Annotated in this window: 14 protein-coding genes and 1 pseudogene; 5 read left to right on the top strand and 10 right to left on the bottom strand. The window is 36.9% G+C overall.

Going from position 1 to position 14,360, the window contains the following annotated elements; all coding sequences use genetic code 11:
• Positions 1–280 precede the first annotated feature (280 nt).
• Positions 281–1,108: an alpha/beta fold hydrolase gene (locus JN080_RS09605; RefSeq protein WP_256235740.1), complete on the top strand. Its 828-nt coding sequence runs from the start codon at positions 281–283 to the stop codon at positions 1,106–1,108.
• A 322-nt stretch (positions 1,109–1,430) separates the two neighbouring features.
• Here JN080_RS09605 and JN080_RS09600 read toward each other — a convergent pair whose 3' ends face one another.
• From JN080_RS09600 to JN080_RS09575, 6 genes are all read right to left on the bottom strand, one after another.
• Positions 1,431–1,703: a 2Fe-2S iron-sulfur cluster-binding protein gene (locus JN080_RS09600; RefSeq protein WP_256235739.1), complete on the bottom strand. Its 273-nt coding sequence runs from the start codon at positions 1,701–1,703 to the stop codon at positions 1,431–1,433.
• A gap of 23 nt (positions 1,704–1,726) precedes the next feature.
• Positions 1,727–2,638: a catechol 2,3-dioxygenase gene (locus JN080_RS09595; protein WP_256235738.1), complete on the bottom strand. Its 912-nt coding sequence runs from the start codon at positions 2,636–2,638 to the stop codon at positions 1,727–1,729.
• 492 nt (positions 2,639–3,130) lie between these two features.
• On the bottom strand, positions 3,131–3,427 hold the full coding sequence (locus JN080_RS09590; protein WP_256235737.1) for an MmoB/DmpM family protein: 297 nt from the start codon (positions 3,425–3,427) through the stop codon (positions 3,131–3,133).
• 227 nt (positions 3,428–3,654) lie between these two features.
• Positions 3,655–5,589, bottom strand: coding sequence for a XylR N-terminal domain-containing protein (locus tag JN080_RS09585; RefSeq protein ID WP_256235736.1), 1,935 nt, complete (start codon positions 5,587–5,589; stop codon positions 3,655–3,657).
• 371 nt (positions 5,590–5,960) lie between these two features.
• The gene (locus JN080_RS09580; RefSeq protein ID WP_256235735.1) at positions 5,961–6,110 is read right to left on the bottom strand and encodes a hypothetical protein; all 150 of its coding nucleotides are present in this window, start codon (positions 6,108–6,110) and stop codon (positions 5,961–5,963) included.
• Positions 6,111–6,425: 315 nt separating this feature from the next.
• Positions 6,426–7,670, bottom strand: a complete 1,245-nt coding sequence (locus tag JN080_RS09575; RefSeq protein ID WP_256235734.1) for an MFS transporter — start codon at positions 7,668–7,670, stop codon at positions 6,426–6,428.
• A 399-nt stretch (positions 7,671–8,069) separates the two neighbouring features.
• Here JN080_RS09575 and JN080_RS09570 point away from each other — a divergent pair, with 399 nt between their 5' ends.
• From JN080_RS09570 to JN080_RS09555, 4 genes are all read left to right on the top strand, one after another.
• Positions 8,070–8,933, top strand: coding sequence for an EAL domain-containing protein (locus JN080_RS09570; RefSeq protein WP_256235733.1), 864 nt, complete (start codon positions 8,070–8,072; stop codon positions 8,931–8,933).
• A 250-nt stretch (positions 8,934–9,183) separates the two neighbouring features.
• Entirely contained in the window at positions 9,184–9,477 is a 294-nt protein-coding gene (locus tag JN080_RS09565; RefSeq protein ID WP_256235732.1) for a ferritin family protein, read from the top strand.
• A 19-nt stretch (positions 9,478–9,496) separates the two neighbouring features.
• Positions 9,497–9,844, top strand: coding sequence for a spore coat protein (locus tag JN080_RS09560; RefSeq protein ID WP_256235730.1), 348 nt, complete (start codon positions 9,497–9,499; stop codon positions 9,842–9,844).
• Positions 9,845–10,128: 284 nt separating this feature from the next.
• The gene (locus tag JN080_RS09555) at positions 10,129–11,574 is read left to right on the top strand and encodes a DEAD/DEAH box helicase (protein WP_256235729.1); all 1,446 of its coding nucleotides are present in this window, start codon (positions 10,129–10,131) and stop codon (positions 11,572–11,574) included.
• A gap of 139 nt (positions 11,575–11,713) precedes the next feature.
• Here JN080_RS09555 and JN080_RS09550 read toward each other — a convergent pair whose 3' ends face one another.
• From JN080_RS09550 to JN080_RS09535, 4 genes and pseudogenes are all read right to left on the bottom strand, one after another.
• On the bottom strand, positions 11,714–12,145 hold the full coding sequence (locus tag JN080_RS09550) for a CBS domain-containing protein (RefSeq protein ID WP_256235728.1): 432 nt from the start codon (positions 12,143–12,145) through the stop codon (positions 11,714–11,716).
• Between the two features lie 202 nt (positions 12,146–12,347).
• Positions 12,348–12,740 (bottom strand): globin domain-containing protein, encoded by a 393-nt coding sequence (locus tag JN080_RS09545; protein WP_256235727.1) that lies wholly within the window; start codon positions 12,738–12,740, stop codon positions 12,348–12,350.
• A 184-nt stretch (positions 12,741–12,924) separates the two neighbouring features.
• Positions 12,925–13,629, bottom strand: coding sequence for a Crp/Fnr family transcriptional regulator (locus JN080_RS09540; RefSeq protein WP_256235726.1), 705 nt, complete (start codon positions 13,627–13,629; stop codon positions 12,925–12,927).
• Between the two features lie 145 nt (positions 13,630–13,774).
• Positions 13,775–14,245 (bottom strand): annotated as a pseudogene (locus tag JN080_RS09535) (HAD-IC family P-type ATPase); the annotation flags it as partial.
• Between the last annotated feature and the right edge of the window lie 115 nt (positions 14,246–14,360).

Raw genomic sequence — 14,360 nt, 5'->3', positions numbered from 1 at the left:
ACTAATAAAAAAATTATTTTTCCCTTAATAATTTTTAGATTAATTCGACAAAAATACCTGTGTTTCGAAGGATTTTTCCGACAAAACTCGAATATATATTAATGAAGGTTTTTTTGACATCCTGAAAGTCATCTTGCTAAAATCTTATGAAGATTGGTGGTGATTTGTGTCCTATCTTTGTGCATAATATCAAAAGTTAACGAAAAATGTTAGCTAGCAGTATCGGTCCAAGCAATTTTAGGTGTTATGTCTAAAACAATTTGATGGAGGGGATTAGAATATGGTAGAACAAGGAAAATTTATTGATGTAAAAGGAATTAACACCCACTATCATGAAGACGGCCAGGGTGAAGCTTTACTGCTCATCCACGGATCTGGCCCAGGGGTATCAGCATGGGCAAACTGGAGATTAGTTTTTCCAATTCTTTCACAGCAATATCATCTATATGCACCAGATGTTGTTGGTTTTGGATATTCAGACAGGCCTGAAGGAATTGAATATAGCATAGATGTCTGGGCTGACCATATGATTAATTTTCTAGAAGCAGTCAACGAAAAGAAAGTCTCCATTATCGGAAACTCTTTTGGTGGTGCAATCGCATTACATATTGCTAAACGCCGCCCCGACCTCATCAATAAATTGATATTAATGGGCAGCATGGGAGTTGACCATCCAATTGCATATGGATTGGACGCTGTTTGGGGCTATGAACCAAGCATGGAAAATATGAAAAATCTTATTAAGCTTTTTGCTTACGATCAAAGTATGTCGGAAAATGGCGATTTAGTTGAAATGCGCTATCAATCCAGTATCCAGGAAGGCTTCCAAGAGTCGTTTTCAGCCATGTTCCCTGCACCACGCCAAAGGCATGTAGATGCAATGGCTTTATCACCTGAAGAATTGAACGAAATTCAGTTCCCTGTGTTATTGATCCACGGAAGAGAGGATCAAGTAATTCCGGTAGAAGAGACAAGCTTTAAACTTGTTAAATTAATACCAGATGCACAACTTCACGTTTTCCCGCAATGTGGTCACTGGGTCCAAATAGAAAAAACCAAAGAGTTCGCCGGCCAAGTTATAGAATTTTTAAATCCTATCGTTAAATAAGAAAAGCGCAAGCGCCCGTTTAGCGCACGACAGGACTGGAGCACATCGACTGAGATAAAGGAAACACGAAGAGCGTTAGCGCATTCGTGCTTGACTTATCGTAGGGAGGTGGGCGAAGTACAGTAGTCGCTGGGCGCTGTAGCTAGACAATTCTCAAGGTCAAAGTTTAAACTTTTTTATCTTTTAAGAAAAAAGACATGACGTTCGCCACCTACTTTGGCGAACGTCATGTCTTTTTATTTTATAAAAATAACTGAGACAAAGGAAAAGGCTTACAAAGAAAATTCCCTTGTAAGCCTTTTCTAACTTTTTATTATTTCATTTAATATTTAATGACTACATCACTATTTGGCTTTGTTTGACAGGCAAGTGCATAACCTTCTTCAATTTCATTAACCGAAAGTACCGAGCGGGCAGAATGTCCCCGGTCTACCTTCCCTTCAAGAATTTGAATTTTACAGATTCCACATCCGCCGCCTTTGCAGCCGACTTTTATTTTAACACCGTTACGAATGGTGCTGTCTAATATATACTCATTTTCTTTTGCAATAATTGTACGCTCATCTGGCAGTACATTTATACAATAACTGCTCATCTGATCACCACACACTCCCTTTATTAAGAGAAGACTGATGTAAACCTTTCATTGAGTTGTTTATCATAGTAGAAAATCGCAGCACCCAGGGAATCAAATGTCCAAGTAATGGTTGGGAAATCAGCATGTGTGATATATCCACCGCAAAATACTTCATTCCGGTTACCGGATGGATCAAAGAAGTAAATGGTTGTTCCACGGGTAATACCATGACGTGTAGGTCCTATATCGACCATAACATTATTTTTCCCCATAATGTCAGCTGCCTTACGAATATCACTCCACTCATCAAGGTAGAATGCAACATGGTGTAATCCTGCTTCAGGTCCTTTAATAACGGCAATGTCATGTGCTGTATTCGTAACAAAGAGCCATGTTGCCAAATAGCTTTCACCGTCTTCTAGTACTACTCGCTCACTCATTCCAAATCCAAAGACTTCTTGTAACAATTTAGTTGTTCCTTCAACATCATCCCCACTGATTAACAGGTGATCAAGGCGAGGTGGTGCCATTCCAACCAATCCATCTGGCCATGGATCTGGATTAACGAGCGGTAGACCATTTCCAACTACTTCGATTTGATGATAAAGCTCAACATACTGGCCGGTAGGAACTTTGAAGCGTAGCGCTTCCCCCTCTGCAATCCGTGTTCCTGCAGGAATGTGCTCAACATCTACACCGTATTCAATTAATTTTTGTTCATAATATGGTAAATCTGCTTCATCTTTTACTTTGAATGCCAAATGATCTAAGCCGGCAGAATCAGATTTTTCTAGAATTACACTATGGTGGTCGTGTTCATCCCAGGCTTTAAGATATACATGATTTTCATCCCTTGCCGTTTCAATTAATCCAATCACATTTTTATAGTAATCAACGCTTTTTTCCCAATTTTGACACCTAAGTTGAACTCTTCCTAAACGCATAATTCCCATATCTGATTCCTCCAACTTTTTAATGGTTTTATTTTTATTAATTGTAGCGCTTTCATGATTATTCTAATTAAATATTGAAAATATTCATACAATGACTCTTGTCCAAATTTTCTTCCCCTGACTAACATATTCAGTTAGACCGATTAGGTTGGATAAATCGATTTTCGTTAATACCAAACCGTCTTATTACTATCGCGATATTGTTTTTTTAGTATAAATAAAACAATCTAAAATCTGCTATTTCTTCACAAAATTTACACTTGCATTTCTTTGTTCCAGATAACTTTTTAATATGAGGGATATCGGAAACTTTTAATCCATCAACAACATGGGATTTGCAAACCATAATCATTACTCTCAACTCCCATCCCTATATTTTAGTCAATTATTTAGGATCTTTATTACAATCATTGGCCAGCATGTTATCCGGCCCGTCCTCTACATGCCTTTACAAGCATTCCTTTCTCGTCACATTTTGTACTCTTATTCCTTTTACACGTTATCCCACTGAATAACTATCTTATCTTTATCCCAATCACCCATAAATCCATAATAAGATGTAGCTACTAATTGAAGTTTGTCTGTTTGCCAGACATTACCCAGATACTCTTCGACAGTTTCCCGATAAATCATCAATTTATTTAACGATTTTACTTTTATATATCCAGGGAGGCGGGTAACAACAACATTTTCATTGTCGTGCTTTATAGCCTTGATAATAGCTTCCGTTGCATCACAATAGCTAAAATCAAGACCAACAGAACGATTTCTTTGGTCAATAATTGCCATAAAAATGATCACCCCCTACCTTCCTATTAATTAATATCTTATGTTGAAATGATAATTGAATTTTCTAAATATTGATACGGCTAGATTAGTTGTATTTTTTTCAACTTAACAAACTCATTCTGTTAAAACGATCATGCTAGTTTAGTATGCATTTTTTCAAACGAATCTGTCTAATGGAGGTCTAAAAAACAAAAAAGAGGATATCTGAAAGACATCCCCAATAGTAATTAATCTAATTCCAGTTTGCCAAGCACCAAAAAAATGTCTAATGCCAGTTGTAATTCAAATTTTCGCGAAGAATCCATACAATCCATATCTAAGAGCTCCAAGATCCGTCTAAGGCGATAGCGCATTCCACTAATCGAAATATTCATCAAACGTGCTGTTTTATGGAGATTATGGTCATTCTCGACATAAAAATAAAGAGTTTTCATTAATTCTGCATTATTTTTTTTGTCGTATTCATACAACTGACCTAATTGTGAGTAAGCAAACGTTTCCAACTCTTCTGGATTACGAGCATTTAACAGTAGCCCAACATGTCCTAAGTCGGATGAAAGTACAACCTGCTGATCTTTTTGTCTGATTTTAGCAACGTCAATTGTCTTAGTTGCCTCCTGATAACTTTTGTAAAACGAAGTAATGTCACTTAAGACATTGCTGATTGCTAATGTTACTTTCAGGCCTGGAGTGTTGTCAGTGATTTGTCCAAGCAAATATTCACCAAACTGTTTTAACGGTAATCTTTGCTGTTTTATAAACTTCAGGGGAACTAAAGAATAGACCTGATCTATTTTTTCCGATATTAAACAATGATATCCTGCCTGCTGTAACCGAATGGTTACAAGATTTATAATTTTATTTCGTAAGCCCTTGCGATTATCTTCATCTTCTTTTGATAAAAGTTCCTTATTGCTTTCTAATTGGAACAAGAAAACATGGTGTGGATCGGTTTTGTTATAACCAAGATAATTAAGCCGCTTTGTAATATATGCAGGGTCTACATCTTTATTTAACAACTCATCCAGCAGCTTCCCTTTCATTCGCTGTTCTGTTTCAATTGTACTTTGTTCAATATATAAATGGACAGCACAAACAGTGGCAGCACGTTCCAATGCAACTACTTCTGTTTCTCCAAATTCTGCCTCGTCTTTTATAAGGGAGACGAAACCAAATATTTGATTGCGGAGAATAACTGGAGCAATTAATCGGTGTTCGTTTCCAAAGCCACTAGAAAGAGTAAATTCGATTGTTTGCCTGTCTTCTACTAATTTATTAATCATTTCCCGCTGTTCAGTTTGTAAATTTGAGGACTTTAATAATGCTCTTAAAGAAAATAAAGGATGCTCCGATACTTTCGCATAGCTTGCAAGTAGATCAAAGTTTGGATTTTCAATAGCAACAGAACAAACCAAACTTTCTCCAAGCGTTTTAGCAAGCGTATCCAATCCCTTCCCCTCTAAGACAATGTTAGTTAATTTATGGTGAATTTTCGAACCTAATTTTAACGTCTCTTTTTGTTTTTCGATTCGTCGATACGCACAATCTAATTCGTTTGCCATACTTTCCTCTTCATAGTTAACCAATTCGTCGGTGATTTCGTCTCCCCATTCTTCTACTGTTTTTCCGATGTAACGACACTGCTTATCCCCTTTTCCGATACATTCAACCTCTTTAAAAATAACCTTTTTCCCAAGATATTCACTCGAATATCCCCCAGCGTAACCAATCAAATTATAACAAACCGATTGATTATGATGGGGAAAATGCAACAGATGCTGCTGTGCTTCATAGGAATTATGCCAAATCCCTTCAAAATAAAACGTTCCCGCTTTAACATTTACATCAAGTTTAGTAACCTCCGAAAATACACTGCCTAAAATGGTATGCATTTGCGGGCCCGCAAGCAGCCATTCCAAATTATTACTCCATTCAAACATTTCTTTCAAATTACGGGCATCATTTACTCCCGAATTCCATCCGTGCCGTACTAAAAATCGTTTTGCCCTTTCCATTCCAAGAGCGGCAATCAAATCCTTCCGCAGCAATCCCCATGCATCTGCACTTGAAATAATCATTCTCTTATCCTTTAAAAAAATTTCACCATCATCAGATTGAAATGCAAGAAGATCATTTATTACTATTTGCTCTGCTGTTTTCAATCAAAGTACCTCCACTTACTTCATATTTTCCGAAATTAAATATAAATTACTAAATTGGGTTTATGTGGATAGTAGTACTTCATGCTGCTAACCTATTTTTTGTTTTTTCTAGGGGACCCTTTTTAATTACATTTTATCGAAAAATCCCCAAAATTAATGTGATCTTTAGCACTGTTAATTCAGTAGCTTATTATATATAATGAATAGTCCGAATTTTGTAATGACTTCAAGTGAGTTTTCAGATAAGAAGCGATGTTGTTAAACCACAAAAAAAAAGCCCCTTGCAGACCAAGTGGATTCTTAAAATATGATTGTGAGCTATATTTTCCTATGTGGTCAATTTGTGACAGAGTGATGGCACTGGCTGGTGTTCATTCATATAGGTATAAAATTGACTTCCACTTCATAAAGCTTGAATGTAAATCAAATTGAAAATATAAGCTTGCTGCTAAATCCGCAATAATAACTGTGTGAATGATTAAAAAAAGCATATCCTTATGGTCCTTCATTAGTCTTATCAATGGACTCACTCCCTTTTTTAAAATTATTTTTCCAAAATAAGGCGGACTTTATTGGAAGAGTAATCCCAAAAAATTAATTTAAGCTATCTTGTAGGTTCGCAGAAAAGTTTACTTTTATTTTATGAACTCCTACTCTTAATATTACCTGAACATTCTAACTTTTACAAATTTAAGTGCTTTTAATTAAAAAGGTGCCGGACACAATCCATTCATGGATATTGCCATGCACCTTCATTGAAAAAAATAGTATTTGTTTTTCTTACTTTATTGAGTAATTGATAAATGGCACCTACTAGTACCCATTATCCTCCGACATTATAGTTCTTCCTCTTTTTTTAATACTATAGTTGGCTGCTTAAATAGAGGAACCAGTGTAAGGACACCAATAATAAGCAAAAGTGCCGAGGTTTCATAGATTGTTAAGAGAGAGAATGTACTTTTCAGCCATCCGCTACCGGTCATGGTGATCACCATCGCCCCCATAAACATCGGGTTTAAAATACCGTTGACCCGTCCAATAAAGGCCTCCTCTGTATTTTGCAAAATCATCGTATTAATGCCGATTTGAATAGCTGGCATAAACACACCGCTGATAAATTGTGCGGTCAGTGTTACCCACATTTGTTCTGAAAATCCAATCACAAAAAAACCAATTGCACTTACTGCTAATCCGCTTGCAAGCAGGATTTGAGGTGGGATTTTTTTTGTAAAACCCATTGTTAGTCCGCCCCCCAAAATCATCCCAATCCCAAACGCTGCCATTAGCCACTGTAGTTGCTCTTTCGGTAAACCAAGCTGTTCGGTAATAATGAAAACCCCCATCGGTTGGGTCAGCCCCATTGCTAAACCAGCTGCAGCAAAGCATCCTCCCAGTAAAGTCAGTACTCGACTATTCCATACATAGCTAAATCCTGCTTTCATTTCATGCATAAGGGCTGTTTGCTCCTTATCCTCCTTGACTTCGCGGTCTGGAGGAAGCATGAAAAGAACGGCTGCCGAAAGTAAAAAGGCAATTCCCATCATCGAAATCGCTGTTGTAATCCCGTAATGCTGAAAAACAAAAGTTCCAATAATTGGGCCAAGAATCATAAACACGGCGAATAAGGTTTGGTACATGGACATTCCCAATTGAATAAGCTCTTCTTTAACGTGGAGCTTGAACAGCTTCATTCCCGAAGGTTGTGAAAACTGCGAAAGTACCGATGAAACAAGTGTGGCAAAGAAAATGACCCTCCAGCTTCCATATATTAGCGTCAATAATACCGCAAAAATAGAAATAGCACTAAGAAAGTCACACCAGACCATCGTCCTTTTTGGCCGCCACCTGTCAGCAAATGTACCTCCGATGAAAGAAAATAGAAAAATCGGAGCAAATTCTGCTACGGAAATAAGCGAGACTGCTACAGGATTTTCATGGGTCTTCTCGATTACGAATAACAGAATGGAGTAATTGCGAACCCATATACCGATTTGAAGGAATAGTGCTGATAACAGGATCGTCCGGATTACTTGATTACGGAACAATGCCCCCATCGACATATCTGAATTTGTTTTGGTCATAAAAAAACCTCCTTATCCATTCATTCTGGACAGGAGGCAAGGAATTCATAAGGAGTCAGAATACACCAATTACTATTGTACTCTCCTTTTGTATAAAAAAGCCTGCGCTAAACCTATCCAGAAATATTTTCGTATATCACGAATTTCTTCTTTAAAAACAGGTTTAGTGGATCATCTGCTTAATGGTCACCCTCTCAATTAAAGTATTTTTATCTTACTTTATTCACCTTTAACATTCAAGGAAAATCTGTAAATAATTGGAGGCGCGCCAATTACCTTATGTATTCAACATTTTCGAATTTAACATAAACTTCACACTATATTAATAATTAGACAGATTTAAAAGATTATAATCGTGGTAGAAGAAAAAAATTCGACATAATCCAACAAGGTGAAACGATGAATGTACATACAATGTTTAATTTTATTGGTTTTATAAAATCACAAAGGAAATTGCTCTATCAGGAGTATAGAAAGACTGAAGAATTAAAAGGACTATTTCAGTCTGATAAAATTCATACTGTTTTCCAACCCATTCTGTCGCTGGAAGATGGTTGTACAATCGGTTTTGAAATTTTAAACCGCCCGATGCAAACAGCGCTTTTTCCAACCACAGAAAAGTTTTATGACTTTGTCAGCAGGAGTCATGATGTCTTATTTGTTGAACGCTATTTACGGCATCTTTCCATTGAAAGATTCTCAAATCAGATTATGATTTCACAGGAGCATAAAGACCAATTGATATTCCTAAATATCCAAGCACAAGTGCTTGCTGATCCGAATTATCAGAGTGGAAAAACATTAGAATTATTGGCTAAATATAATATCTCTCCTGATAGAGTTGTTTTAGAACTTACTGAAAAAGAGGCGGTTATCGACTATCAACAGTTTGAAAAAATAATTGATCATTATCGCCAGCAGGGTTTTCGAATGGCGGTGGATGATGCCGGGACTGGATACAACAGTTTAAAAACAATTGTTTACTTAAAACCGGAGTTTATTAAGATTGATAAATCACTGATTCGAAACATTGACGAAAATGCGACTCAACAGCATTTAGTCGAAATATTATTGGATTTTGCTGAACAATCCGGTACCGTAGTAATCGCAGAGGGAATTGAAACGATTTCAGAGCTAAGATTTTTACAGAAGCTTGGTATTCACCTAGGGCAAGGCTTTGCATTGGGAAAACCAAAACCAAATTTGATGAATGGAAAATTACCTTTGAAAAATCCCTCAATACGAAAGCTTAGTTTGATGTAAACACCGATACAATCACAGCATACCTTTTATTTCTCGTATATTGGTTTTATTTTAACTCTTTCCGTTTAGTTGTTTCAGCTAAAGTAAGAAAAGTGTACACCTTCAGCTTTTGCTACAGCGGCATAAGCTTATGCTTTCTTTACATTATTTGGATTATGCGGCTAGCAAACCTTTTTAAATATAAAGCTGGTATATTCAATCACCGATTAGCTCATTCTATAAACGATAAAAGATGAAAGGAGATCCTTCAATGCAAATGCAGACACAACAATCGCAAATGAATCAGCCGCAGATTCCTACTCCACCCAGAGCGATCACAACAAAGGATTTGCTCTACATTAAGGATGTATTGTCATGGGAGCTTCTAGCATGTAAGAAATTCCATCATATGGCCCAGCAAGTTACCAATCCACAAATAAAGCAAGCACTTGAAAAAACGGGGCAAATGCACCAAAGTCACTATCAAAGATTACTTCCACACCTGCAGGTTAATAACAATGCGGCATTAGCCAATCTACCAAATCAACAAACGCCTTTGCAGTAAAAAAAAGGAGGTAGCGTAAATGCAAACTCAGCAAAATCAAAATAGCAATCAAATTGCAAACCAACAATCAGGGCAGTTACCAAAAGTTAAAGGCCCGGAAATGAACGACCGCGACTTTATTAATGATGGTCTCAGTACTTGTAAGTATTTAACGGACAGCTTAAACACCGCTGTTCGCGAAGCGAGTCACGACCAACTTCATGCTGACCTGATGCAAATTCTTAATGAAACACATCAAAGCAGCCGTGAGATTTATACGCTAATGTTTCAAAATGGCTGGTATAAGCTTGAAGCAGAGGAACAACAAAAACTTGATCAGGCATACCAGCAATTTAGCAACTATTCAAGCCAATTTCCTTACTCATAACGATAAAGTAGAAAGAGGCATGCAGTTTTTACCTGCATGCCTCTTTTCTCATATATTTTTTTATGTTTTACTTAATTACCTAGGGATATTACTTCTTTCTTATTTATTTGCTTTTATCCATGGAGATACATTTACTACTATATGTTCGCTTTTTTTATTTCCGAAATAAAAGCGTATTTTACTTGCATTTCAAGTATAATGAACCATAGTCAGATTTTGCATATGGTATTTCTTTGTGGAGAATCCTATATAAGTCGGAAAATATAAAAAAACGAGGTTAACAAATGAGTAAAAAAGGTTTCGAGGATTATAATTTAAGCAATGAAATAAAAAGAGCACTTGCCGTGTTAAAATACGAAACTCCTACTGAGGTTCAGAGTGAAGTCTTACCTTTAGCACTAGAAAATCACGACCTTGTTGTAAAGTCACAAACAGGGAGCGGCAAGACTGCATCCTACGGTATACCAATTTGCGAAATGATTGAATGGGAGGAAAGAAAGCCACAGGCATTAATTCTTACCCCGACTCGGGAGCTTGCTGTCCAAGTCCGAGAAGATATTACGAATATTGGCAGGCTGAAACGAATTAAAGCGATGGCCGTATATGGTAAAGAACCTTTTTCGAAACAAAAAGAAGAACTGCAACAAAAAACCCATGTAGTCGTCGGAACACCCGGACGGGTGATGGACCATATTGAAAGAGGAACCCTCGTTTTAGATAAAACAAAGTACCTTATTATCGATGAAGCGGATGAAATGCTAAATATGGGTTTTGTCGACGAAGTAGAAGCAATTATAAAGGAACTCCCATTAAACAGAGTAACGATGGTATTTTCTGCTACATTACCTAAGGATGTTGAAAATCTCTGTTATAAATATATGAAAGATCCTATTAATATCGAGATTGCTTCTACCGGAATCACGACGGATACAATTGAACACCGTTTAATTAATGTGAAAGAAGATGAAAAGATTTCTCTGCTTAAAGACGTTACAGTTGTTGAAAACCCAGAGAGCTGTATCATTTTTTGCAGAACCAAGGAACATGTAGATACAGTGTTTTCAGAATTGGAAGCATCCAATTATTCTTGTGAAAGAATCCATGGAGGATTAGAACAGGAAGATCGGTTTGCCGTTATGGATGGTTTCAAAATGGGAAATTTCCGTTATCTAATAGCCACCGATGTAGCTGCGAGAGGAATCGATATTGATAATGTGTCACTTGTCATCAATTATGATGTTCCAATGGAAAAAGAGAGCTATGTTCATCGAACAGGAAGAACAGGAAGAGTTGGCAATAAAGGTAAAGCTATCACATTTGCGACACCTTATGAAGAAAAATTCGTTAAAGCCATTGAAAGATACATCGGCTTTGAAATTCCTAAAGTTGAAGCTCCTAGTCCTGCTGAAGTTGCTAGAGGAAAAGCGGCATTTGAAGAAAAGATCAGCGGCCGTCGTGTCGTGAGAAATAATAAAACGGCTCGAATAAATAAAGATATCATGAAACTCCACTTCAGCGGCGGAAAGAAGAAAAAGCTTCGCGCCGTCGATTTCGTTGGAACAATTGCAAAAATTCCTGGCGTAACCGCAGAGGATATTGGAATTATTACCATTCAGGAAAATTTGTCTTATGTCGATATTCTAAATGGAAAAGGCTCACTGGTCCTTCAAGCCATGGAGAATACACCAATCAAAGGGAAAAAGCTAAAAGTAAGTAAGGCAATAAAGTAATTAAAACGTCTACAAGGACGATTATGCCAGCCATAATCGTCCTTGTTATGTACACCAAAAAAGCCACTCACAAAAAAATGTGAAAGGCTTTTTGGTATTATTACCTATTACCTAATTTCAAATCGTTTATATAATAGATTTAATGTTGCATCCGAGTAGATTCAGAAATTTGACTTAAAGCTTCTCCAGCTTCATTAACATAAATATTAACTGTTGAAAGATCACCAATCGCACAAATACCAACCATTTCGCCATTTTGCACAACCGGAATACGTCGGATTTGATTATCAGCCATCATGCGGGCACATTCATGTACGTCAGTGTCAGGCGAACACGTGATAACATCCTTTGTCATACAATCATGACAATGAACGCTATTTATATCTTTACCATCTGCCACAGCATTTATTACGATGTCACGGTCGGTAATCATCCCAATGACTTTCTTCCCCTCACAAACTGGGACCGAACCACAATTAATATCACGCATAATTCCTGCTGCAACTTTTAAAGAATCATGTGGTGCACAAACCTTTACATTTTTAGTCATAATTTCTGTTACTGTAGTCATTTTTACCATCCTCCATTTTAAATTTTAACCCTTGATATTTTCCCCGTTAGGTTTAAAATTATGCGAACTTAGAGGGAACCAACCTCTCTTTCACCTAAAATGGAATTAGTAGCTATAACTAGATATTCAGTTGAAATTAACTTAAAAAGATCCGCATCCACTCCAAAAATAGGGTGATGAGAATCTTTTTTTTAATAATTTATTAATTAATATCAGGACTATTCACCATAATTCCTGCAACTTGAGTCAAGCGGTCATAAAATGCCAAGCCTGCAGGGTTTTCATCAAGTCCGATTTCATGAAACGCTTCTTTCATGCACCGAAGCCAGCACTGCGCTCTTTTAGGAGTTACCTTAAAAGGAAGATGACGCGCTCTCATTGCCGGAGGTCCAAATTCCTGACTGTAAAGAGCAGGTCCGCCTAGAAATTGCGGTAAAAACATTCGTTGTTTTCTCTTAATTTCTTCCATGTCCCCTTGAAACAACGGCCGTAATTCTTTATCTGCATAGACACGAGGATAAAATGCATTGACGAGTTCATCGATCGTTTCTTGCCCACCTATTTCATCATAAAGTGATTTAAAATTGTAATCCACATTCTTCACCCTCATCCTTTTCCTTTGTTGCTATTAATTATAAAGATATGTCGGATGGCTTATTGTGATATAGATCACACCAGGTTTTTCTTTTTATAAATTATAAATTTTTTTCTTGTGGAGAAACCGCTCTTCAAATTCGATACGCTTTAATCATTCTCCCTAGCCAAATATACGTTTGTTTTCAAACCATTAGTAACCCATCTAAATCTAAAATCTCAATTTTTTTATGGGCCTTCTGTTTGATATAACCTTGGATTTCAAGGTCTGACAACTTGCGGCTAATAGTTTCAGGAGATGTTCCCAAATAGGAAGCTAAATCTTTTCTACTCATCGGCAATACAAACTCTTTTGACTGATCATCACTTAAACATTCAGCTAAGAAAAGCGCGATCCGTGTTTCCGCTTTCTCAGTTGCAAATCGCGTTGTTTGTTTTTCAGACTGTTCTAGTCGATTCGAAAATTCAGAAAGAATTTTTAATGATATAGACGGATATTTCAAAAGTAATTCTTGCAGTTCTGACTGCTTGATCATGCAAACCTGGGTTTCCCCCATTGCCTCCGCATATGACTCATGAAGATCCTTCCTAAATAAAGCAAGTTCACCTGTAAAATCACCTGGATTTAAAATTCGAACCAATTGCTCCTTACCCGATTCAGATAGTCGATAAATCCTTATTTTTCCCTTACTTACAATATACAGTGAGTCAGCCTGGTCGCCTGCATGGTAAATGATTTCTCCCTTTTTGTAGGTTACGGATTGCGCTGTTGCCATGATCTCGTCCATTTGGTCATATTCTAGATGATTAAAAATTGGGACCAGCGATACACATGAATGATTCGGCTCATGAGTATGGGCATGATTATGATGATTACAAGCATGTTTCATTTCCACTTTCCCCCTCTCCTTTCTATTTTGTCAGATTTGGATTTCCTTATTATCTACTGTTTGTATCGTTAACTTGTGTATATGTATCATTTCCAAGCTATAATGGAAACTGCCTATAGCTTGGAAAGGTTCACTGTTTTAAATATTATTCTGAGATAATGTTAGGCCCTTCCTTATTTAAAGCTTGGGTATTTCTACGCTTTTGCTTAAAGCTAATTAATCGCATCCCATTCAATATAACAAGCAACACGCTTGCTTTGTGGATAAACATACCAGATGCTAAATGAATGGATCCAAATAGTACCCCAATTAATAGGACAAATACAACTGACACCGCAAAGTAAATATTTTGTTTCATATTATGAATCGTTTTTTTAGATAGTAGAAAAGCATGAGACAGTTGCAATAGCTTATCATTCATTAAGACAATTTCAGCCGTTTCGATGGAAATATCGGTGCCGCCTTCTCCCATTGCTAAACCAATATCTGCTGCCGCAATAGCAGGTGCATCATTAATTCCATCACCGGCCATTGCTACTACATGGCCTTCCTCTTTCAACTTTTTCACATATTCTACTTTATTTTCCGGTAACAATTCGGCGTGATATTCCTCTATACAAGTTTAGCAGCAATTAACCGTTTCCACGCCAGCTTTTTTCTTCAGTGTCTCGATTTTTTTAATACATGATGGACATGTGAATGGTTCTAATTGGAATATTGCTGTTGTCATA

The sequence above is a fragment of the Bacillus sp. EB600 genome (genome assembly GCF_024494385.1).
Taxonomy (GTDB): domain Bacteria; phylum Bacillota; class Bacilli; order Bacillales; family Cytobacillaceae; genus JAEVLT01.
The sequence above is the reverse complement of the archived record's forward strand: the minus strand, read 5'-3'. Positions and strand labels throughout refer to the sequence as shown.

Coding starts and splice junctions, on each gene's coding strand:
- JN080_RS09570 (WP_256235733.1), top strand. CDS start 8,070: ATGAATGTACATACAATGTTTAATTTTATTGGTTTTATAAAATCACAA.
- JN080_RS09590 (WP_256235737.1), bottom strand. CDS start 3,427: ATGGCAATTATTGACCAAAGAAATCGTTCTGTTGGTCTTGATTTTAGC.
- JN080_RS09565 (WP_256235732.1), top strand. CDS start 9,184: ATGCAAATGCAGACACAACAATCGCAAATGAATCAGCCGCAGATTCCT.
- JN080_RS09555 (WP_256235729.1), top strand. CDS start 10,129: ATGAGTAAAAAAGGTTTCGAGGATTATAATTTAAGCAATGAAATAAAA.
- JN080_RS09605 (WP_256235740.1), top strand. CDS start 281: ATGGTAGAACAAGGAAAATTTATTGATGTAAAAGGAATTAACACCCAC.
- JN080_RS09575 (WP_256235734.1), bottom strand. CDS start 7,670: ATGACCAAAACAAATTCAGATATGTCGATGGGGGCATTGTTCCGTAAT.
- JN080_RS09540 (WP_256235726.1), bottom strand. CDS start 13,629: ATGAAACATGCTTGTAATCATCATAATCATGCCCATACTCATGAGCCG.
- JN080_RS09600 (WP_256235739.1), bottom strand. CDS start 1,703: ATGAGCAGTTATTGTATAAATGTACTGCCAGATGAGCGTACAATTATT.
- JN080_RS09595 (WP_256235738.1), bottom strand. CDS start 2,638: ATGGGAATTATGCGTTTAGGAAGAGTTCAACTTAGGTGTCAAAATTGG.
- JN080_RS09550 (WP_256235728.1), bottom strand. CDS start 12,145: ATGACTACAGTAACAGAAATTATGACTAAAAATGTAAAGGTTTGTGCA.
- JN080_RS09560 (WP_256235730.1), top strand. CDS start 9,497: ATGCAAACTCAGCAAAATCAAAATAGCAATCAAATTGCAAACCAACAA.